The organism is Pseudomonas sp. 5Ae-yellow (genome assembly GCF_014077575.1).
Lineage (GTDB): Bacteria > Pseudomonadota > Gammaproteobacteria > Pseudomonadales > Pseudomonadaceae > Halopseudomonas > Halopseudomonas neustonica.
Genome location: NZ_JACGWE010000008.1, coordinates 111,697 through 131,701 on the forward strand (window position 1 = coordinate 111,697; position 20,005 = coordinate 131,701).

The 20,005-nt window shown below is 54.2% G+C and carries 21 protein-coding genes; 20 read left to right on the plus strand and 1 reads right to left on the minus strand.

Translation table 11 applies throughout. The features are described 5' to 3' along the window. Positions 1–760: 760 nt before the first annotated feature. The 14 genes from H4J77_RS07500 (at position 761) to H4J77_RS07565 (ending at position 13,037) form a co-directional block, all read left to right on the plus strand. Positions 761–1,765: an ATP-grasp domain-containing protein gene (locus H4J77_RS07500; RefSeq protein ID WP_123890548.1), complete on the plus strand. Its 1,005-nt coding sequence runs from the start codon at positions 761–763 to the stop codon at positions 1,763–1,765. 52 nt (positions 1,766–1,817) lie between these two features. Beyond that, entirely contained in the window at positions 1,818–2,954 is a 1,137-nt protein-coding gene (locus H4J77_RS07505; protein ID WP_123890547.1) for a trypsin-like peptidase domain-containing protein, read from the plus strand. 71 nt (positions 2,955–3,025) lie between these two features. Beyond that, positions 3,026–4,159: a phosphoribosyltransferase domain-containing protein gene (locus H4J77_RS07510; protein WP_123890546.1), complete on the plus strand. Its 1,134-nt coding sequence runs from the start codon at positions 3,026–3,028 to the stop codon at positions 4,157–4,159. Next, positions 4,149–4,907: a trehalose phosphatase gene (locus tag H4J77_RS07515; protein ID WP_123890545.1), complete on the plus strand. Its 759-nt coding sequence runs from the start codon at positions 4,149–4,151 to the stop codon at positions 4,905–4,907. The genes H4J77_RS07510 and H4J77_RS07515 overlap by 11 nt, the downstream gene beginning before the upstream one ends. Beyond that, the gene (locus H4J77_RS07520) at positions 4,900–5,994 is read left to right on the plus strand and encodes a cysteine protease StiP domain-containing protein (RefSeq protein ID WP_286972188.1); all 1,095 of its coding nucleotides are present in this window, start codon (positions 4,900–4,902) and stop codon (positions 5,992–5,994) included. Before H4J77_RS07515 ends, H4J77_RS07520 begins: the two co-directional genes overlap by 8 nt. Continuing rightward, a complete protein-coding gene (locus tag H4J77_RS07525; RefSeq protein WP_123890544.1) occupies positions 5,995–6,936 on the plus strand; it encodes an HpcH/HpaI aldolase/citrate lyase family protein in 942 nt (313 codons plus the stop codon). Positions 6,937–7,125: 189 nt separating this feature from the next. Next, positions 7,126–7,734, plus strand: a complete 609-nt coding sequence (locus tag H4J77_RS07530; RefSeq protein WP_123890543.1) for a TerD family protein — start codon at positions 7,126–7,128, stop codon at positions 7,732–7,734. Next, a complete protein-coding gene (locus H4J77_RS07535) occupies positions 7,734–8,936 on the plus strand; it encodes a TerD family protein (protein WP_123890542.1) in 1,203 nt (400 codons plus the stop codon). Before H4J77_RS07530 ends, H4J77_RS07535 begins: the two co-directional genes overlap by 1 nt. A 47-nt stretch (positions 8,937–8,983) precedes the next feature. Next, a complete protein-coding gene (locus tag H4J77_RS07540) occupies positions 8,984–9,433 on the plus strand; it encodes a tellurite resistance TerB family protein (protein ID WP_123890541.1) in 450 nt (149 codons plus the stop codon). Between the two features lie 10 nt (positions 9,434–9,443). Next, complete coding sequence (locus H4J77_RS07545; protein ID WP_182247805.1) at positions 9,444–10,499, plus strand: TerC/Alx family metal homeostasis membrane protein; 1,056 nt, start codon at positions 9,444–9,446, stop codon at positions 10,497–10,499. Positions 10,500–10,518: 19 nt separating this feature from the next. After that, the gene (locus tag H4J77_RS07550; RefSeq protein WP_123890540.1) at positions 10,519–11,094 is read left to right on the plus strand and encodes a TerD family protein; all 576 of its coding nucleotides are present in this window, start codon (positions 10,519–10,521) and stop codon (positions 11,092–11,094) included. A gap of 24 nt (positions 11,095–11,118) precedes the next feature. Continuing rightward, a complete protein-coding gene (locus H4J77_RS07555; protein ID WP_123890539.1) occupies positions 11,119–11,697 on the plus strand; it encodes a TerD family protein in 579 nt (192 codons plus the stop codon). 302 nt (positions 11,698–11,999) lie between these two features. Then, the gene (locus tag H4J77_RS07560; RefSeq protein ID WP_123891360.1) at positions 12,000–12,344 is read left to right on the plus strand and encodes a YggL family protein; all 345 of its coding nucleotides are present in this window, start codon (positions 12,000–12,002) and stop codon (positions 12,342–12,344) included. A gap of 237 nt (positions 12,345–12,581) precedes the next feature. Continuing rightward, on the plus strand, positions 12,582–13,037 hold the full coding sequence (locus H4J77_RS07565; protein ID WP_177412378.1) for a DUF2147 domain-containing protein: 456 nt from the start codon (positions 12,582–12,584) through the stop codon (positions 13,035–13,037). A 94-nt stretch (positions 13,038–13,131) separates the two neighbouring features. On the opposite strand, the gene H4J77_RS07570 is transcribed toward H4J77_RS07565, so the two are convergent. Beyond that, positions 13,132–14,037, minus strand: a complete 906-nt coding sequence (locus tag H4J77_RS07570) for an NAD-dependent epimerase/dehydratase family protein (RefSeq protein ID WP_182247779.1) — start codon at positions 14,035–14,037, stop codon at positions 13,132–13,134. 175 nt (positions 14,038–14,212) lie between these two features. On the opposite strand from H4J77_RS07570, the gene H4J77_RS07575 reads away from it, so the two are divergent. The 6 genes from H4J77_RS07575 to H4J77_RS07600 all read left to right on the plus strand — a co-directional run bounded on the left by H4J77_RS07575 (position 14,213) and on the right by H4J77_RS07600 (position 20,005). Beyond that, on the plus strand, positions 14,213–14,704 hold the full coding sequence (locus tag H4J77_RS07575) for a M48 family metallopeptidase (protein WP_182247781.1): 492 nt from the start codon (positions 14,213–14,215) through the stop codon (positions 14,702–14,704). A gap of 457 nt (positions 14,705–15,161) precedes the next feature. Beyond that, on the plus strand, positions 15,162–16,271 hold the full coding sequence (locus tag H4J77_RS07580; RefSeq protein ID WP_182247783.1) for a BMP family ABC transporter substrate-binding protein: 1,110 nt from the start codon (positions 15,162–15,164) through the stop codon (positions 16,269–16,271). Positions 16,272–16,278: 7 nt separating this feature from the next. Next, entirely contained in the window at positions 16,279–17,385 is a 1,107-nt protein-coding gene (locus H4J77_RS07585) for an ABC transporter permease (protein ID WP_123891364.1), read from the plus strand. Then, a complete protein-coding gene (locus H4J77_RS07590; RefSeq protein WP_123891365.1) occupies positions 17,378–18,298 on the plus strand; it encodes an ABC transporter permease in 921 nt (306 codons plus the stop codon). Before H4J77_RS07585 ends, H4J77_RS07590 begins: the two co-directional genes overlap by 8 nt. Positions 18,299–18,308: 10 nt before the next feature. Further along, the gene (locus tag H4J77_RS07595; protein WP_182247785.1) at positions 18,309–19,313 is read left to right on the plus strand and encodes a formamidase; all 1,005 of its coding nucleotides are present in this window, start codon (positions 18,309–18,311) and stop codon (positions 19,311–19,313) included. A 2-nt stretch (positions 19,314–19,315) separates the two neighbouring features. Continuing rightward, positions 19,316–20,005: a cysteine hydrolase family protein gene (locus H4J77_RS07600; protein WP_123891367.1), complete on the plus strand. Its 690-nt coding sequence runs from the start codon at positions 19,316–19,318 to the stop codon at positions 20,003–20,005.

Below are 20,005 nucleotides of genomic sequence, written 5' to 3' on the forward strand. Positions count from 1 at the left end.
AGGATCAAGCACTTAGCGGCCTGATCCTTTTTTTGTGTCTGGAGTACGCAAAATGCGCGTAAATCTAACGGGTTTTGTCGGCGAAAGGCATATCGGAGGCCGAACCAGCCCGCAAAAAAATGCTTCGTTGGCGGTGTTCTCCGTGACGACTGCGGCTCATGTCTGAGAGCTAAAGAAATTTTGCGTGTGTGGATGGAGGTGAAGCCGATTGCTTTCCTCTAAGTATTCAAGCGTACCTCCTCGTTACTCGCTTGGGGCTTTAAATTCCGATAAGTGCCAGTTGGTTCATTCCCGTCTTTAGCTATTTATTTTATCGTCCATGTTTGAGTACTGAAATAATAGACGCCTAAATTCGGGTGTGCAGTGCTGGTTCCACGGTTGGATAACGTCTCCGGTCTTCATTAGGTTGGCTTTGGTGCGTTAGCCTGCTAGAGGGTGACGTCTGCTAAACGCGCCGAAAGTTGTGATGACAGCATTGGCGCCATTGATGGGCGTCTCACACTTAGCTTGAGATCTTGATTGATTACAGTCTGCTTCCGATGGGGGTAAAGATTGTTGAAAAAAATCAATATAAATCGACTTGGTTCACCGTAGTTGGCGATGAAAAGGAGTAATCTCGCACCAGTATTTTACGCAAGTAATCAAGGCGCATTATGCTCAATTAGGCGGTTCCGGTCGGCATCGTGCGAGGCTTCTATTGAGCCACTAATATCTCGTCTGCGACGTGCGTTAGCGTTAACAATTTGTCAGGAAGGTAGGCATGCTTTTAGTCCTTGAGGGACATTCTAGCCAGCGTGACGTGATCGCTGGCGCGCGAGATGCGCTACCGCCGTCAGTTCAGATTTTCGCCTCTCACCGTGAGCAACGCCCAGAGATTACAGGGCTTGCTGATGTTGCTTGGACTGAGCCAAGTGACAATACGGTGAGAGTAGATTGGGTGATCGACAAGGCCCTAAGTAACAGCATTGAAGTAGTATTAGCGGGTAAATTTGGACAACTTTATGAAGCCCATCGTGGGCGATTTGAAGCGAATGGCATCAGGCTGGTGACTGGCTGCATTTCCTTGGAAGGGCTTCAGATTGTCGAAGACAAAGGACGGTTTACTGCCGCCGCGCTGGCTGGTGGCTTGAATTGTATTCCCGGCGTCCCTGTCACGAGCTCCGAGCAGTTGGTGGCTGTCTACCATGATCTGGTGTTGCAGGGGCCGGTTTGCGTCAAGCCAGTGGCAGGGGTTTATGGGCAGGGTTTTTGGAGGCTCAGTGAAAACACTGATCCGTTTCGTTGTTTTGCGAATGCCAGCGCATGTGAAGCAAACTTGCGAGTATTCGCGGATACCTATGCGCAGGCAAAAACCCCAACGCCTCTTTTGCTAATGCCGTACCTGTCTGGCAGCGAGTGTTCGATTGATATGGTATGCGAAGCGGGTGATGTCATCGCCTATGTTGGTCGGCGTAAGCAAGGCTATTACCAAACTTTCGAGCGTGAAGGGCGCGCTGTAGATCTTGCGATTCGGGCGGCCACGCATTTCAAGTGCGATGGTTTGGTGAACGTTCAAACTCGCGATGACGGCGAAGGCATTCCGCACCTGCTTGAAATCAATCCGCGTTATTCCGGTGGTATCGGTTACACCAGAGAAGTGGGGGTGAATTTGCCTGGCATCTTTGCCAGCCGCAGGCTGAGTCTCCCAGAACCTATTTCGCAATGGAAAATGGGCGTTCGTGTTAAACCTATTAATGTGGCGATTTCTCTCGACGGTAGGTGTTAGCCGTGTTACCCATGGAGCTATTGTCGTTGATTTTAATGTGGAGATTACAAGGATGATTTTTCTCTCACCTGGTGCAAACGCCAGTATCGGTGATGATGACTTCAGTTGGAGTATGGAGACTGACCGCGGAGCGCTTTTAGGTGATTACGCGGGCCTTGCGCTTTTGCCTGTTGATGGCAAGCGCATCCCCTGCGGCAGTCCCGTAATGTTTCAGTCACCACAGCCGTGGATGGAGTGGAGCGGCGGCCCTGAAAAGGCTTGCTGTAAAGTAACTTTTGGCAGTCTCCCTCAAGGCTGTGAGAAGGTGCTGATCGTAGCGTACGTATATGCGGCGGCAGGGCCGATTAGCGAACTCGGTTCTGTGCGTTTGATCGTGAACGATCATATTGAGCACAAACATAGTCTGGCTGGCTTTGGTGAGGCAGCAGTGGTCTTGGGTGAGTTCTACATCCGAAACTCAGAATGGAAGTTTAGGGCGCTAGCTGAAGGCTCAGCGTATGGACTTTCTGCCCTTGGTCGGCGCTTGGGCCGTGATATTGATGATAGCCATCCTAATCGTGGCACGTCGCGGACGGAGAGCTCAAGATCAGAGACAGCTACCGGGACTGGCTTCGCCGTCAGCCCGACGCACATAATGACATGCGCCCACGTCATCGAGGGCATGAGCTGCGTATCGATCGCGTCTTTCGAGGGAAGATACCGCGCGGAACCGGTGGTTGTAGACGAACGAAACGACATTGCGCTGTTGCGGATTGATGGCGCCAAGCCACTCGTTCCTGTTACGTTTCGTGAAGGAAGAGGGTGCGAGCTGGGAGAGACAGTAGTCGCTCTCGGTTACCCGTTGTCTGGTTTGGCTGGGCGCGGGCTGCATGTTACTCAAGGCGGGATTTCCGCGCTCTTTGGCATTCGTGACGACGCCAGTCTGCTTCAGTTCACGGCAGCGATCCAACCTGGCTCCAGTGGCAGCCCCTTGTTTGATGGCTCGGGATTGGTTGTGGGGCTTGTCAAATCTTCCATGGCAGATGCGCAGAGTATGAACTTCGCCGTAAAGTCCCCGCTGATACTGGCGTTTTTGGACGCATCGAGCATCAACGCGCAGCGGGGGGGTAGCAGTCAGCAACGAACCACTACTGAAATAGCCAAGGATGCACAAGCGTCTCTGTGGCGTATTGAGGCGAGTGCTGTTTAACACACCTCGCTGACGTAAAAGCTATATAGGCTACTTAGGCCTCCCGCTTCAGAAAATAGGCATACAGGTACATGTTCAACAATACCGCTTCAGATGTTCAGCGACTGCAAGCAGATCTTATGCGTGGCCGGCTTGAGGTCAACATTGATAAAGCAAGCGTCGAGCCCGAGGCCCTATTCGGCTTTGCTGAGCGTCGTAATCCAAAGCGTGCTTTTCTCTTTGTTTCAAAGGTGCTTGGCCGTCACATTCCGGCACGACCCTCGGCTATGTCAGGCAGCTTTGAAAAACTTGCCTCACTTATCCCTGAGGATTTGCCGGGCCCCATTCTTGTCATGGGTATGGCTGAGACGGCGGTTGGTCTAGGCGCTGGTGTGCACCGGGCATTGAGTAGCCGCCGGCCAGACTCTGTTTATATTGTTAGTACCCGTCATCCTCTTGGCACAGAAATTTTCGCTCGGTTTGAGGAAGAACACAGTCACGCCAGCGCGCACCTGATCCATCTCCCGGTAGATGCAGATACACGCGAAATGATGCTCAATGCCCGTTCGTTAGTGTTGGTGGATGACGAAGCGTCTACCGGAAAAACGTTTATCAACTTATATGACTCATTGGTTAATGCGGGACTGAAATCCATTGAGCGTGTCGTTACTGCAACACTAACCGATTGGTCCGCGGGTGCGGTCACCAGAAGTGTGGGCTCTACTGCAGCACAAGTTTCGCTACTCAGTGGCTCATACGAGTTTCATGATAAACAGGACGCTCCGCTACCAGAGATGCCAAAAGTGGGCGCTGTTGCGGCCGGCGATTGGCCAATCAACGCTGACCTCGATTGGGGGCGGCTTGGTACCCGAGGAGTAGAAGATACCTTGGGTCTGGACGTGCTAGTTCATCCCGGTGAGCGTGTGCTAGTCGTGGGCAACGGCGAGTTTGTCTGGCGGCCATTTCTGTTGGCTGAGCGTTTAGAACGTCTCGGTGCGGACGTCCATTTTAGCTCCACTACTCGCTCACCTATCGCTTTGGGACATGCTGTAAAGCATGCTATTTCTTTCTCAGATAGTTATGGCTTGGGTATGCCCAACTTTCTTTATAACGTCGCCCCAGGCCAGTTTGATCGTGTTCTAATCTGCAGCGAGACGCCTATCATGGCAGTGGATAAGACGCTCATTCAAACGCTCAGTGCAGAGGTGATCGTTGATGCTTTCTAAGCGTCCTTTGGCTTTCGTTGATCTCGACGATACGCTTTTTCAAACAGCCCGCAAAATGCCTGATGGAACGCCGCGTTTCCCTGCCACTTTAGATCAGGAGGGGCGACCCAACGGCTATATGTCGCCCATTCAAAAAGCGCTTGTCGAATGGCTTTTTGCAACCGCGGATGTGGTACCCGTTACGGCACGTAGCGTTGAGGCCTATAAACGCGTTCAGTTGCCATTTGCGCTAGGAGCAGTCTGCTCCCATGGTGGTGTCATTCTCGAGCCGGATGGGAGTTCGGACGCCGCTTGGCACTCTTTGATGGCCAGCGCTTTAGCCCGTTATCAGACCCGCCTAGCGGACCTCAGTGAAACGACACTTACGGTGGGTTCCGATCTCGGGTTCTCGCTGCGCGGCTGGGTTGTTGAAGAGGCCGGACTGCAGAATTATGTAGTGACTAAACACAATGGCAACGACGACAGCGTGCTTGTTAAAGTACTGGACGTTATTCAGGCGCGGGGTCTGCTCGACGGTATGTATGTTCACCGGAACGGTAATAATCTTGCCTTCATCCCTGTGGGGCTGGAGAAGCGAATTGCTGTGCAGGAATGGGTGCGCCGCGACCGCGCAATGAATGGCGAGCGCCTCGTCCTCGGTTTCGGAGACAGTATTTCAGACTTGGGATTCATGACTGACTGTGATTTCTGGGCCACGCCCGGCAAAAGCCAGCTAGCAAGGGCCGCGAGGAGTGTTATTGGTGGGTAGTGCTATTAGCGTGATGAAGACCGTAGGGAGTGGAAGTTACGATAAGCAGGATGTTCACTTTTTGCTGCGCAAAGTCGATATTGAGCCGACTGAGGTACTTGAAAAAGAGCGCTTGATTCAGAGTAAGCAGCGTCATTATTCAGAGATGATCAGTCAAGAGAACGCTCCCAGTCGTGTGCACAAGGAGCTATACGAGCGAGCGATGCTACAGAACGGCGAGCGTATGGCCCAGGACGTACAGGCCTTGGCGCTCGCGTTGGCCACTGAATTTACGGGAAGGTCGGTAGTGCTTGTCTCGTTTGTCCGAGCCGGATTGCCGCTTGGCGTTTTACTGCGTAGAGCGCTTGTAGGCTTTGGCTGCGAGGCCTACCACTACGGTATTAGCATCATTCGTGACCGCGGAATCGACAGCGATGCCTTGGAGGCGGTGATTCAGGACCATGGTGCAGAAAGCATTGTTTTCGTCGATGGCTGGACTGGCAAAGGCGCGATCTCAGCGGAGATCAAACGGAGTCTTCAGGGCGACTCACGGTTTCCTGCGGACCCGCGTCTTGTCGTACTTGCTGATCCTTGTGGGAGAGCGTGGCTCTCAGCGTCTGCAGACGACTGGGTTATTCCATCAGGTATTCTCGGGGCGACGGTGTCGGGTCTGGTCTCTCGCTCTATCTGGCCTTCCAGCGGAGGACTACACGGCTGTATCGTCTATGATCACTTGCAAGCGCATGACGTCACTCGGGCGTTTGTTGACAAAATTGATTGCTTGCGTCTGACAGTTCGCGGGATCGAACCGGCAACACCCTGGTCAAACACGCAGCGTGAGATGCTACAAGAGGCCTCTCGTCAGGTTATTCACCACATTGCCGAGCGATTTAGTATATCTAATCTTAACCGATTGAAACCAGGTATTGCCGAAGCTACCCGTGCAGTATTGAGACGCGTTCCTGATCATGTTTTAGTAGGCGACAAGAGCGATGCCGACGTGCAGCTACTGATACATCTGGCGGAGAAAGCAGGCGTGCAGGTGGAGGAGTGGGGCGGCTCCTTAGGGCCTTACCGGGCCATGACCGTAATTAGGAGTGTCAGCTAGATGAGTTTGTGCTCGCCATACGCACTTGGCGCCACCCTATATATGCCTGCAACCCGGCCTGATATCTTGGATGTTGTATCGGGCGATAGGCTGCCGGAGTTGCGTTCGCTTGTTGTTTGTTTGGAGGACGCCGTCTCGCCAAATGACGTTCAGTTCGCCTTGTCCAACCTGGAGCGGCTGCTCAAAAATATGCATGCACAAGGCGGTCGGTCTGTGCAGAGGCCGATGCTATTTGTCAGGCCCAGAGATTCAAAAATGGCGGCTATTTTGAACGACTGGCCACTGATTGGCTTGGTGGATGGATTTGTGGTCCCCAAACTGACTTTGCGCAACCTCTCAGCCTGGGAGTCTGCGGTGACTAACCCCAGCATCGTTTTAATGCCTACATTGGAAACCCACGACGTGTTCCAACCAGCGGCCATGGCAGAGCTTGCCCAAGCACTCAGGGGTGAGTTTGATCAGCGTATTATTGCGCTGCGCATAGGCGGCAACGACCTTATGGGCTGCCTCGGTTTACGTCGCAGTCGGACAAAGACGCTTTACAGCGGCCCTATGAGCTATGTTATTTCGATGCTCGCCGGTGTTATGGGTGCGGCAGGGTTCTCTCTTACCGCGCCTGTTTTCGAGCAACTTTCAAGTCCCGCCCTATTAGACGAGGAGCTCGAGCTTGATATTGCCCACGGGCTAGTTGGTAAAACGGCTATACACCCTTCACAGATCGCGGCAATTCATAGTGCACTAGCAGTGCGCATAGATGACCTCAACAGTGCCAGGTGCATAGTTGAAGAGTCTGCGCCAGCTGTTTTCAAGTTTAACGACGCCATGTGCGAACCTGCTACTCATTACAAATGGGCTCAAAACATACTGGAACGGGCTAAGTGGTATGGCGTTCGCCAGGAGGCGACCGAGACTGGTCTGGGCTTGGCTGAACTAATGCACTAACTAGCTCGTCCTAGTTTTTGCAATGAGCTTTATTCGTTGCTAACTGTATGGTGGCGCGGGAAGTGGGCGATAAGATCAGGTTCGACTGCACCTATGTTAGGTGAAGTCGATATTAGGTACCGAGGCGAGCGCCAGAAGGCGACCCTCGTGCAGTGAACGAAGTTAATTTAATTGACAAGGAGTGTAAAAATGGCGCTTTCACTAGCTAAAAACCAAACTATTTCACTTGAGAAGACCACCGGGAACGGGCTGACCAAGATTCGCATGGGGCTAGGTTGGGATCCCGCCCAGAAGCCGAAACCCTCGGGCGGCTTTTTCAGCCGGCTACTCGGCGGCGGGGCAGACAGCGATGATATCGACCTGGACGCATCATGCATCATGATGGATGGCAACAAGTCAGCAATCGACGTTGTTATGTTCTCACAGCTTAAATCGAAAGACGGGTCAATCACACACTCTGGTGACAACCTGACCGGCGAGGGAGACGGTGATGACGAAACTATTTTTGTCGATCTTTTGAAACTGCCGTCAGCAGTAAAGTACCTCGTCTTTACGGTCAATTCGTTCCGCGGTCAAACGTTTAATGAAGTGGAAAATGCGTACTGTCGCATTGTAGACGAGCAAGCAGGTTCAGAAATTGCTCGCCTCACGCTGTCTGAAAAAGGGAACCACACAGGCGTAATTATGGCCTACCTAACGCGCACAGCTGATGGCTGGGACATGACCGCAGTTGGCCGAGAAACCAATGGTCGCACTGCCCGTGACCTAGCTAGCGAGGCTGCAGGAGTATTAGGCTGATGACCACCTTAACTCCAGGGGCCAACGCCCCTGTCGACAATGCAACGGTCTCGGTAACCGTTACCTATACGCCAGACTCCGGTCAGGACATTGACCTCTCCGCCTTTCTGCTTGGTAGCTCTGGGAAAGTTCGCGGCGATGAAGATATGTGCTTCTATGGCCAAAAAACGATTGGCGACGGCATGGTGCAGATGACCGAGGTGAGTGCGGGTCGCGCGGTTTTCTCGTTGGACCTCGCTCGCCTTGATGCTGCGGTGGAAAAAGTCGCGCTAACCGCAACAATATATGAGAACAGGTCCACGTTCGCTTCTGTGTCACAGCTGTCAGTTAGCGTCACTGGTGGTATTGAAGCCGCGATTCCTACAGCAGGTATGCAGGAATCAGCGCTAATTCTTGGTGAGTTCTATCGTCGCCAAGGTACCTGGAAGTTTCGCTGCGTAGCTCAGGGGTTTGCGGGAGGGCTAGAACCGTTGGCCAAGCACTTCGGCGTGGAAGTTGCTTCTGCGCCGGCGTCTAGTCCAAAACCGCAGCCTGCCTCTGCCGGATCACCAGCTGCTGCGCCCGCTCCAGCGCCTGCCCCAACTCCGTCTAGTGTTAACTTGAGCAAGATTACACTAGATAAATCACGTTCAAGTATCAGTCTTGAGAAGAAGGCTGGGGGCCAGTACGGCAAGATTCGAATCAATCTGAACTGGAACCAGCAGCAGAAGTCCGGTGGGTTTCTGGGCTTTGGTAAGAAGTCGTCAGTGGACCTTGATTTGGGCTGTTTGTTTGAGATGCAGGATGGTCGTAAAGGCGTAGTTCAGGCGCTTGGCAGAGGCTTCGGCTCATACGATCAGTCACCTTTCATTCAGCTTATGGGCGATGACCGAACCGGCTCTGTTAGTGATGGTGAATGGCTCCACATCAATGGGGATCGCTGGAGCGAGATCAAGCGCATTGCAGTTTTTGCCTTTATCTACGACGGTGCCCCCAACTGGTCGGCAACAGACGGCGTTGTTACACTGTTTGCACCAAACCAAGCGCCAGTCGAAGTGCGTGTTAGCGAGGAGGGCGGCCAGCTCGGATGTTGCTGTATAGCGCTACTTGAAAACATCAGTGGTGAGGTTAATGTAACGCGCAGAGTCGATTTCCACCGAGATCAGGAAAAGCTTGATCAAGCCTACCACTGGGGAATGTCCTGGCGCGCAGGTTCGAAATAAACAACTTAGCGGCGCCGTAGGATGCCGCAAACACAAGGTGAACCCGAATGCTCGATTGGCTAAAGAAGAATGCGAATGAGGCGCGTGATCGCCTTGCAAATGAAGTGACTAAATTCAAGAACCGGGAGTTCATGGAAGCCGTGGTTGCTGGTTGCGCTCTAGTAGCGGCGGCAGACGGCAATATCAGCTCCGATGAAAAACAAAAGATGATTGGTTACATCCAAAATTCGAAAGAACTGAAGGTGTTCAACACAAAGGATGTAATCCAGTCATTCAATGATGTGTGCAGCAATTTTGACTTTGACCCGGCTATTGGTCAGGCAGAAGCCCTTAGGACCGTTGGCAAGCTCCGCAATAAGCAAGACGCGGCGCGTCTTCTGGTGCGCGTTTGTTGCGCCATAGGCGCTGCAGATGGCGACTTTGATCAAAGTGAACAAGCCATGTGCCGTACAATTTGTAACGAGCTTGCCTTAAACCCAAGCGAATTTGACCTGTGAGGGTATGACCTTGGAAAACACGGCAATCGGCTTTCCGCCGCTGACTATGGCGATTTTCGCCGGTCTGGCGATATTCGCACTAGCACTTGACCTGTTTACGCACAAGAAAGATAAGCCGGTGACCTTGCTCAATGCGTCGCTCTGGTCGCTTTTCTGGGTTTTTGTATCATTGGCCTTCGCAGGCTTTCTGTACGTAAACCATGGTCCTGAGGTGGCTAGCCTTTTCGTTACCGGTTACGCACTTGAGAAAGTACTAAGCGTCGATAACCTGTTTGTATTCATGGCTATTTTTGCTTGGTTCAAGATACCTGACGCACTGCGGCACAGGGTTCTTTACTGGGGCATCATCGGTGCGATTGTTTTCCGTTTGATATTTGTAGCTATCGGTACCGGTCTACTGGCGTTCGGACCTTGGGTGGAAATAGTGTTTGCCGCTATCGTTGCTTGGACGGCGGTCATGATGCTCAAAGGTGGGGGTGATGATGACGAAGAGGAAGATTACTCCAAGCACATTGCTTATCGCCTAGGCAAGAAGCTGTTTCCAGTGTGGCCTAAGCTATATGGCCACGCATTTTTTGTTCGCCGTGAAACGCTGGAAGGCGAGCTGAGGAAGCCTGAGAACAAAGGGATGACGTTGGCTGAAAAGGGGACTTGGTTTGCAACGCCCCTCTTGCTTTGCGTATTCGTAGTCGAGATCTCAGACGTCTTGTTTGCCTTCGACTCGGTGCCTGCAGTTATCGCTGTTAGCCGGGAGCCACTAATAGTCTATTCGGCCATGATGTTCGCGATTCTTGGTCTGCGGACGATGTATTTCGTTCTTGAAGCGCTGAAACGCTATTTGGTGCACTTGGAAAAAGCGGTTGTGGCTTTATTGTTTTTCATCGCCGGTAAACTGGCGTTGAATGCAACCAACCACTTGTTTCATCACGGTTACGATATTGATCCGAACACCAGTCTCATTATTGTGATGGTTGTATTGGGCATCGGCATTGTAGCTAGTATCATCTTCCCAGAAAAAGAAGATGACGTGGATGTAGTAAAAACCAACCCCAACGAAAACGTTTAACCTAAAAAGGATTTGTGAAATGGCTCTTTCACTGCAAAAAGGCGGAAATCTGTCTCTTTCTAAAACAGACCCAGGTATGACGAAGGCCCTGATCGGTCTGGGCTGGGATCCTCGCGCAACTGATGGTGCAGAGTTCGATCTTGATGCCAGCGCATTCCTCATTGCCAGCAATGGCAAGGTCCGTAGCGAAGCCGACTTTATTTTTTATAATCAATTGAAGAGCCCGGATGGCTCCGTTGAGCATACCGGTGACAACCGCACGGGCGAAGGTGATGGCGACGATGAAATTCTTAAAGTTGACCTGTCTCGCGTGCCTGCTGATATCGACAAAATAGCTTTTTCCGTGACTATTCACGAAGGCCAGACCCGCAATCAGAACTTTGGCCAGGTTGCTAATGCTTATATTCGTATCGTGAACGAAGTCAGTGGATCTGAAGTCGTTCGCTATGACCTGGCAGAAGATGCCAGCGTTGAAACGGCGATGATTTTTGGCGAGCTTTACCGCAACAACGGCGAGTGGAAGTTCCGCGCGGTGGGCCAAGGTTACTCTGGCGGACTCAAGGCCATGGCTAACCAGTTCGGAATCTCTATCTAATTTACTAGTACGAGGAAATTTACAATGGCGGTAAGTCTAAGTAAGGGCGGCAACGTCTCTTTGACCAAAGAGGCTCCAGGCCTGTCAGAAGTGCTTGTTGGACTGGGCTGGGACCCACGTGTTACCGATGGCGCGGAGTTCGATCTCGACGCGTCCATTTTTGTCTGTGGCGAGAACGGCAAAGTTCTGGATGACTCTTCGTTCATTTTTTACAACAATAAAACGTCGAAAGACGGTACGATTCAGCATCTCGGTGATAACCGCTCTGGCGAGGGCGAGGGCGATGACGAGCAAGCTGAGGTTAAATTGAGTGGCCTGGCTGGCGATGTTAAAAAGCTTGTTTTCGCAGTGACAATCCATGAAGCGGAATCGCGTAAGCAGAACTTCGGTCAGGTTTCAAACGCGTTTATTCGCGTGGTTAACAAAGCTGACGGTAAAGAAATAGCTCGTTACGACCTGTCGGAAGACGCGAGCACCGAAACCGCTATGGTGTTCGGCGAGCTGTATCGTCATGGTGATGAGTTTAAGTTCAAGGCTATCGGTCAAGGCTTTGCTGGCGGCCTGAAGGCGTTAGCTGAAGCTCATGGCGTATCCATTGGCTGATCTGCAGCTGTAACAGAAGCCCCTGTCCTGTTGGCAGGGGTTTTTTATGCGCGAAAGAATTTCGCCAGCTTCTCTTACTGCTTCTGTTGTGTAAAGCCAATAGGTTGTTCACCACTGGTAGCTGACTAATGGTTGGCAGGCCACCTAGCCTGTCTTGTACATTCACAGTAGCGTCAGATACTAAAGCCAAGGGATGTTTTTGTCGTTCGCACTCCCCTGAAAAAGTTTTCCTGTATTGGCAGCAAGCGGCGCGGTCCCGGGACTGTTACAATTCGCTTCAATATCACCCAAGAGGAATTTTCATGGCTACCAACCGTTCACGTCGTTTGCGCAAAAAACTCTGTGTTGATGAGTTTCAGGAGCTGGGTTTTGAGCTGAACCTTGAGTTCAAGGACGGATTGACCACTGAAGAAGTTGATAGCTTCCTCGACCAGTTTTTGATCCAGGCCATGGAAGCCAACGGCCTGGACTTCGTAGGTGGCGAAGACTTTGGTCTGGTCTGCTTGGCAGAGCGTGGCTCTGTCAGCGAAGAGCAGCGCGCCGCTGCAGAAGCCTGGCTCAAGAGTCGCAGCGAACTGGCTGTCGTTGAAGTCAGCCCACTGCAGGACGCCTGGTACCCAGACAAGCCGATCTCTGCGGCCGTCTGAAGCATGTTCAAGACCATCCATCGTGATGGTCTTTTTTTGTCTGAATGCAACGGCACATAAAGCGGTCACGTTCTCAATAGCATAGCTTCGAGCAACTCCATTCCAGCAAGTGTCAGGTCTGATGCAGTGGTACTTGTCCTGTGCTTTGGTCAGTTGGTGCAATCATTTTTTCGTAGGCATAACCGACTGATTATATTAGCCTTCTTACTTCTTTTAGATCAGCAGGAGATCCCTTTGATGCGAGCGAGTACCCAAATCCGACGAATCGCTTTTGCGCTAATGACTGTGATGGCAGCGCCGCTAGCCTGGGCAGGTAGTGATTCGGCTGTCGGCTTGTGGAAGAGTATTGATGACAATAGCGGCAATGCTCGCGCGCTGATTCGCATTGTCGAGCAGCAAGGCTCTCTGCGTGGCACTATTGAAGAGGTCTTCCCGCAGCCAGGTAGAGAGGCGCACACGACGTGCGAGAAATGCGAGGGCGATGACAAGGGCGCGCCGATAGTGGGGCTGACCATTCTTACCGGCCTAGAAAAGCAGGGCGATGAGTACACCAACGGCAAGATTCTCGACCCGGAAAACGGCAAGGTCTACAGCAGTAATGCACGACTGATCGACGACGGCGCCAAGCTGGAGGTGCGCGGCTACATCGGTTTGCCCGTATTGGGCCGCACGCAGACGTGGATTCGACAGTAGCAGTCTAACTGTGTTTTGGGTCGCACACGGTTAGCCTTTGCGGCACCCGATAGAGGGGCCGCTGACTTCACAGGTAGGGAGTAGGGCGCTCAGCTTACTGTGGGGTAAGGTCGAGAGGCGTCTCAGCATCCGCCTGCTGTCGCCAGTCGTTCGCCCGCAGTTGTTTGATGTATTGGCTGACTGAGTATTGCGGTGCCCAACCCAGAGCTTGAGTCTTCTCGCTGTTCAGGCTGGCGTGCATCCGATTGCCAGGTCTGGGCGGCAGCATCTTGATTGGGCCGCCAAACATCCTGGCTATATCAAGCACGCTATAGCTTTCCTCGCTGCCGATCGCATAGCCGTCACCTTGTCCGTGTTCACCAACCAGATAGACACCTTCGATAATATCGCGCACATGCGTAAAATTCCTTACCTGGGCGCCAGGGTGCACCACTTGTAGCTCTGAGCCGTCGCGCATGTGCCGGGTGAAAAGGCCGATCAGCGTCGCATACGGGCCGCTGCTGATTTCCCGCGGGCCGTAGGCGTTGTAGAAATAGGCGATAGCATAAGACAGCCCGTACCACTTGCCATACAGCTGGATGAGTTGGGTATTGGCTGCTTTGGTCCAGGCATAAGGGCTCTGTTCCGGGCCACTGCCGGCATCGGCGAACTTGGTGCTGCTGCCAGCGTAAACCAGTTTGCAGCCCCGTTGGCGGCAGAATTCGATCACCGCTTGCGTGCCGCTTTGATTGAACTGCAGGACCTTTTCTACATCGGCAAAACTCTGCTCGGTTCGCGAGTACTCCCCCAAGTGGAAAACCAGATCGGGAGTAAAGTCTATGCGCTGATCTATGTCGCGCGTGTCACCGTTGAGATAAGTGACACCCTCAACATGGTTGTCTGTGCTGCCGCTGGAGTAGTTGTCCAGCGACCAGACAGCATAGCCTGGCAAACCGGCCAGTTTTTCACAAAGATGACTGCCAATGAATCCGGCACCGCCGGTAACTACCACTTTTTTCATATGCTTGTTTAGCCTGGATACGGTGTCGGCTATGCCTCTACCACATTATGAAGTCACACCAATGACAGAGAGCCGAACGATGCGTGAAGTTTATAGAAGAGCGGCTCTTTGGTGAAACCGGATTTGCTGAAGTGCTGTATTATCTACCGCGTCAACAACGCGAACGCGAGCTACCTTGTCTGCCCTCAAATACCTCAACGGATATAGTCCGAGCTTGCAGCAGCAGGTCTCCCAGTTGCTTGCGGCGCAGCGGCTCGGTGCCTGGCTGGAGCAGCGCTATCCGCCGCAAGAGCAGCATCCGATCCAGACTGATGCGGCTCTTTACGACTATACCCAGGCGCTTAAGCAGCAATTCATGCGCAGCAGCGGTCCGGTAAGCAAGGTGTTCTTCGATACCCGTATGCACGTGATCGACAACGCCCTGGGTCAGCACCAGTTTGTTAGCCGTGTGCAGGGCAGCAAGCTCAAGCGCAAAAACGAGATCAAGGTCTCGGCCATCCTCAAGACGCTACCGGAGCCGCTACTGCGCATGGTGGTGGTGCATGAGCTGGCTCACCTGCGCGAGAAAGACCATAACAAAGCCTTCTACCAGTTATGCCAGCATATGGAGCCTGACTACCACCAGCTGGAATTGGATCTGCGCTTGTTCTTGACCTTGCGAGACTAAGGCAAGCCTGGGCTACTAGCTAGGCAGCCGTCAGCTACTTTAAGCCGTCCCCGTCAATTCAGGTCTGCTTAGTAATGAGCGTTGGAGATGCCTGGTTGATGCTGCTTCAATTTCTCTACAGTACTACTTCGCTTTTGAGGAGTGTGCAGCCTGTTCTGGCGTCTCACCGTCCTATGTCCGTTACCGAATAGTCACCCTGCCAAGACAGCGCACAGACAAATCTTTTATCAGCCATATGCCAGCCTGTGGTGCACCTGTTTTCGACACGCACTGCACGGGTGCGTTTCCCCGGTTGGAGATGGCTGCATCGCGCATAAACCCGTTCTAGAGGGCTGGCATGATCAATGCTTAGTAAAACCCATCTTGTATACAAGTTGGTATGCAGCGAGCGCTGGGCGCCTAGGTGTCCAGCGGATCAATCAATTTACGCACTGCTTAGCCTACCCAGGAGCGCTCCATGTCGAATATCGATCGCCGTACTCTTCTCAAACTCGCTGGTTTGATCGGCGCCACCGCCGCTATGCCATTCAGTTTTGCCCGTGCTGCGGACAAGCCTTTAATTGTTGGTTTTATCTATGTGGGCGCACGGGACGACTTTGGTTACAACCAGGCGCATGCCGAGGCTGCAGCCATCATCAAGACGCTGCCTAACGTGGTAGTGGTCGAAGAAGAAAACGTGCCGGAAACCGTCGCGGTACAGAAATCCATGGAGGCGATGATCCGTCAGGATGGCGCCACACTGATCTTCCCAACCTCTTTTGGCTACTTTGATCCCCACGTAATCAAGATGGCCGAGCGCTTCCCTGAGGTGCATTTCGCCCATTGCGGTGGCCTGTGGCAAGAAGGTGTACACCCCATGAATGCCGGTAGCTTTTTTGGCTACATTGACGAAGGGCAGTACCTTAACGGCGTCATTGCGGGTTATGCCAGCAAGAGCAAGAAGCTGGGGTTCATTGCTGCTAAGCCGGTACCGCAGGTACTGCGCAACATCAACGCCTTCACCATGGGCGCGCGCTCGGTTGATCCGGAAATCACCACCACGGTTATCTTCACCGGCAACTGGTCGCTCCCGATCAAGGAAGCCGAGGCTGCCAATAGCCTGATCGATCAAAGCTGTGATGTGCTTACCTGCCATGTTGACGGCCCCAAGGTCATTGTTGAAACCGCAGAGAAGCGCGGCGCCATGACCTGTGGTTATCACGCAGACCAGTCGGCCCTGGCACCCAATGGCTATCTGACTGGCGCCGAGTGGAACTGGGAAACGCCTTATCGCGCCCATGTGAGCGCATCCGAGAATGACCAGCCGATGATCAACTTCCTGCGTGGTGGTTTGAAGGAAGGCTTCGTCAAGACCTCGCCCTACGGTCCGCTGGTGACTGCCGAGGCCAAAACCAAAGCTGATGCGATCAAGGCGCAGATGATGGCGGGCGAGTTTGCCATCTTCACCGGGCCGCTGAAGGACAACCAGGGCAATGAGGTGGTTGCCGCTGGTGTGGCACTTGATCAGACCGATGTCGTGCTGGAAAGCATGGACTATCTGGTTGAAGGCGTTCGCGGTCAGATCTGAGGCAGTAATGAATTTTCGTAACCAGTTTTACCGGGTGGGAGTAGCACTCTTGCCCGGCCTACCATCGCTGCTCGCAGCCTTGACCACCTTTGTGCTCTTTATGCTGTTTCTTACAGTGCAGGGTAAACCGGCGTGGGAGGCGTGTCAGTTGGTCGTGCAGGGCGCTTTCGGTTCGGCTTTTGCCTTGGAAAGCACCTTGCAGCGAGCCGCTCCGCTGATGCTGACGGCTCTTTGCGTGGCGTTGCCCGCGCGGGCGGGGCTGATCATCATCGGCGGGGAGGGCGCCTTGGTACTCGGCGGTCTGGCAGCTGCCGTGGCACCGCTTTGGCTACCCAGTATGCCAACGCTGCTGATGCTGCTGTGCATGGCGTTCAGCGCCATGCTGGTGGGTGGCTTCTGGATCGGCCTTAACGGCTGGATGCGGCAGAAGCGCGGGCTCAACGAGACCATCGGCAGCCTGCTGCTGTCCTACATTGCGATTGCGTTGTTCAACCAGCTGGTCGAGGGGCCGTTACGTGACCCGGCGAGCTTGAACAAGCCCTCGACCGTACCACTTGGAGACGATTTGTTGATTGGTCCGATCAGTGATCAGTTTCAGGTGCACTGGGGTCTGGTGGTCGGCATCATCGCCTGCGTTCTGGCGCAAATACTGGTACGCAACAGCGTAACCGGCTTCTCGCTGCAGGTGGTTGGCGGCAATGTACGCACCGCACGAATGATGGGCCTACCGGTTGATCGTCTGGTGATTCTTACCTGCGTGTTGGGCGGCGCCTGCGCTGGCCTGGCCGGTATGTTTGAAGTGGCCGCGGTGCAGGGTAGCGCCAACGCCGCGATCATCGCCGGTTACGGTGCCAGCGGCATCCTGGTGGCGTTTGCTGCGCGGCAGAATCCGTTGGCGATCATCGCCTGTGCCATTCTGTTGGGCGGCATCGAAGCCAGCGGTAGTTTGCTGCAGCGTCGCCTGGGGCTGCCGGATGCCACCACGCTGATCCTTGAAGGTATTTTGTTTACCAGCTTGCTGGCCTGGGAAGCGTTGACGCCGCGCATTGTCGCCTGGCGCCTGCGTTTGAACGAACGAGTGATACAGGCGCAGGGGGCGTTGCAACATGGCTGATCTGGATCTGGCGACGTTTTTTCTCGCCTTGCTGGCTGGCGCTATTCGCGTCGGCACCCCCTTCATCTTTGTCAGCCTGGGTGAGTGCCTGACGGAGAAGAGTGGGCGTATCAACCTCGGCCTCGAGGGCATTCTGGTCAGCGGCGCCATGGCGGGTTACGCCGTGGCCTATCTGACTGGCTCTGCCTGGATTGGCGTACTCGCCGCCGGTGGTGCTGGTCTGATGCTGGGCCTGCTGCACGGCGCGATTTGTTCTTTGCCAAGAGTTAACGATATTGCCGTGGGTATTGCGCTGATGGTGCTCGGCACCGGCCTGGCGTTTTTCCTTGGCAAAAGCTTCATTCAGCCGCAGGCGCCGTCGTTGGTGGCTATTCATCTGGGTGGCTGGAGTGACGATGAGCGGGTCCGTTCGGCGCTCAGCATCAACGTGCTGTTCTTCATCGGTGTGGCGCTGGCCTTTGTTCTCAGCTGGGGGCTACGCAGTACCCGCTGGGGGCTGATGCTGCGGCTGGTAGGTGACCATGCCGAGTCGGCCCGTGCGCTGGGTTATCGCCCGGTACTGGTGCGGATTGCGGCCACCGCAGCGGGCGGGTTTCTCGCCGGTATCGGCGGTGCTTATCTCTCGCTCTATTACCCCGGTAGCTGGAACGAAGGCCTGTCGAGCGGGCAGGGGATCATGGCCGTAGCGCTGGTGATCTTCGCCCGTTGGCAACCGCTGCGCTGCTTGTGGGCTGCGCTCTTGTTTGGTGCTGCTGGCGCCATCGGGCCAGCGCTGCAATCGGTCGGTATCAGTAGCGGCTATTACCTGTTTTCGGCAGCGCCTTACGCGCTGACCCTGGCGGTGATGTTCATCACCTGCCGTCCCAATCAAACACTGAGTGGCGCCCCTGGCGAACTCAGCCTGACTCGATAGGAGTAATGTCATGTCCAGTGGTCTTGGTGGTCTGAATAAATCGCCCAATGGCGTTGTAGTTGGACTTGCGCAACTGTCGTTACCTGATCCGCATACCCGTGCCGAGCTCTGGGAGCAGACGCAGAAAGTTGTCGCCATGGTCGGCAAGGCACGGCGCAGTGTGGCCGGCATGGATCTGATCGTCTTCCCGGAGTATTCACTGCACGGGCTGTCGATGGATACCTCCGATGACATCATGTGCACCCTCGATGGTCCCGAGGTCGCGGCATTGCGCCAGGCCTGTATCGAAAATGCCATCTGGGGCTGCTTCTCGATTATGGAAGCCAACCCCGACGGCAACCCCTACAACAGCGGAATTATCGTTACCGATCAGGGCGAGATTCAGCTCTATTACCGCAAGCTGCACCCCTGGGTGCCGGTCGAGCCATGGGAGCCCGGCAACATGGGGATTCCGGTCTGTGACGGACCCAAGGGCAGCAAGCTGGCATTGATCATCTGTCATGACGGCATGTTCCCGGAAATGGCGCGCGAATGCGCGTACAAGGGCGCCGAGATCATGATCCGCACGGCCGGTTACACCGCGCCCATTCGGCATTCCTGGAAGATAACCAATCAGGCCAACTCATTCTGCAATCTGATGCAGACCGCGAGTGTCTGCATGTGTGGTTCAGACGGCACCTTCGACTCCATGGGCGAGGCGATGTTTGTTGATTTTGATGGCACCGTGATGAATGAAGGCGGCGGCCGCGCGGATGAAATCGTTAGCTGTGAGCTGCGGCCTGACCTGGTGCGTGAGGCGCGGATTCACTGGGGGGTGGAAAACAACATCTATCAGTTTGGCCATCGCGGCTACGTGGCGGTCAAGGGCGGCGCGCAGGACGCCCCCTACACCTACATGCAGGACCTGATGGCTGGGCAATATCGTCTGCCCTGGGAGGCAGAGGTAGTTCACACCGACGGCAGCTCCTGTGGCTATGAACCGCCGGAGCGTGAATATCAGGCGCAGGAGAAGTAAAGATGACGCAACGCTATCTCGAATCCGCCCCGTACCCTTGGCCGTACAACGGTGATCTGACGCCGCAAAACACCGCGCTCATCGTGATCGACATGCAAACCGATTTCTGCGGGGAAGGCGGTTATGTTGACTCCATGGGCTACGACCTGTCCCTGACCCGCGCACCGATTGAGCCGATCAAACAAGTACTTGAGGTGCTGCGCGCGCAGGGTTTCTGGATTATTCATACCCGCGAAGGTCATCGCCCGGATCTCTCCGACCTGCCAGCCAACAAGCGCTGGCGCTCGCAGCGCATTGGCGCGGGTATTGGCGATCCCGGCCCCTGCGGGCGCATCCTGGTCAGGGGCGAACCCGGCTGGGAGATTATCCCCGAACTGGCGCCGCTCGATGGCGAAATCATCATCGACAAGCCCGGCAAAGGCTCTTTCTGTGCGACGGATCTGGAGCTGATTCTGCGTACCCGCGGCATTGAGAACATCATCCTCGCTGGTATTACCACCGACGTGTGCGTGCATACCACTATGCGCGAAGCCAACGACCGGGGCTTTGAGTGCATTCTGCTCGAAGACTGTTGCGGCGCGACTGATCACGACAACCATCTGGCAGCACTGAGCATGGTCAAGATGCAGGGCGGCGTGTTTGGCGCTATTGGTGATTCGGCCATGCTCATCGACTGTCTGAAGCGGAGCTGA

What these genes read in the sequence shown, in the direction of transcription:
- H4J77_RS07530 (WP_123890543.1), top strand. Translation starts at nt 7,126, where the DNA reads ATGGCGCTTTCACTAGCTAAAAACCAAACTATTTCACTTGAGAAGACC.
- H4J77_RS07565 (WP_177412378.1), top strand. Translation starts at nt 12,582, where the DNA reads ATGCGAGCGAGTACCCAAATCCGACGAATCGCTTTTGCGCTAATGACT.
- H4J77_RS07505 (WP_123890547.1), top strand. Translation starts at nt 1,818, where the DNA reads ATGATTTTTCTCTCACCTGGTGCAAACGCCAGTATCGGTGATGATGAC.
- H4J77_RS07595 (WP_182247785.1), top strand. Translation starts at nt 18,309, where the DNA reads ATGTCCAGTGGTCTTGGTGGTCTGAATAAATCGCCCAATGGCGTTGTA.
- H4J77_RS07515 (WP_123890545.1), top strand. Translation starts at nt 4,149, where the DNA reads ATGCTTTCTAAGCGTCCTTTGGCTTTCGTTGATCTCGACGATACGCTT.
- H4J77_RS07555 (WP_123890539.1), top strand. Translation starts at nt 11,119, where the DNA reads ATGGCGGTAAGTCTAAGTAAGGGCGGCAACGTCTCTTTGACCAAAGAG.
- H4J77_RS07510 (WP_123890546.1), top strand. Translation starts at nt 3,026, where the DNA reads ATGTTCAACAATACCGCTTCAGATGTTCAGCGACTGCAAGCAGATCTT.
- H4J77_RS07550 (WP_123890540.1), top strand. Translation starts at nt 10,519, where the DNA reads ATGGCTCTTTCACTGCAAAAAGGCGGAAATCTGTCTCTTTCTAAAACA.
- H4J77_RS07525 (WP_123890544.1), top strand. Translation starts at nt 5,995, where the DNA reads ATGAGTTTGTGCTCGCCATACGCACTTGGCGCCACCCTATATATGCCT.
- H4J77_RS07535 (WP_123890542.1), top strand. Translation starts at nt 7,734, where the DNA reads ATGACCACCTTAACTCCAGGGGCCAACGCCCCTGTCGACAATGCAACG.
- H4J77_RS07560 (WP_123891360.1), top strand. Translation starts at nt 12,000, where the DNA reads ATGGCTACCAACCGTTCACGTCGTTTGCGCAAAAAACTCTGTGTTGAT.
- H4J77_RS07500 (WP_123890548.1), top strand. Translation starts at nt 761, where the DNA reads ATGCTTTTAGTCCTTGAGGGACATTCTAGCCAGCGTGACGTGATCGCT.
- H4J77_RS07580 (WP_182247783.1), top strand. Translation starts at nt 15,162, where the DNA reads ATGTCGAATATCGATCGCCGTACTCTTCTCAAACTCGCTGGTTTGATC.
- H4J77_RS07585 (WP_123891364.1), top strand. Translation starts at nt 16,279, where the DNA reads ATGAATTTTCGTAACCAGTTTTACCGGGTGGGAGTAGCACTCTTGCCC.
- H4J77_RS07570 (WP_182247779.1), bottom strand. Translation starts at nt 14,037, where the DNA reads ATGAAAAAAGTGGTAGTTACCGGCGGTGCCGGATTCATTGGCAGTCAT.
- H4J77_RS07600 (WP_123891367.1), top strand. Translation starts at nt 19,316, where the DNA reads ATGACGCAACGCTATCTCGAATCCGCCCCGTACCCTTGGCCGTACAAC.
- H4J77_RS07590 (WP_123891365.1), top strand. Translation starts at nt 17,378, where the DNA reads ATGGCTGATCTGGATCTGGCGACGTTTTTTCTCGCCTTGCTGGCTGGC.
- H4J77_RS07540 (WP_123890541.1), top strand. Translation starts at nt 8,984, where the DNA reads ATGCTCGATTGGCTAAAGAAGAATGCGAATGAGGCGCGTGATCGCCTT.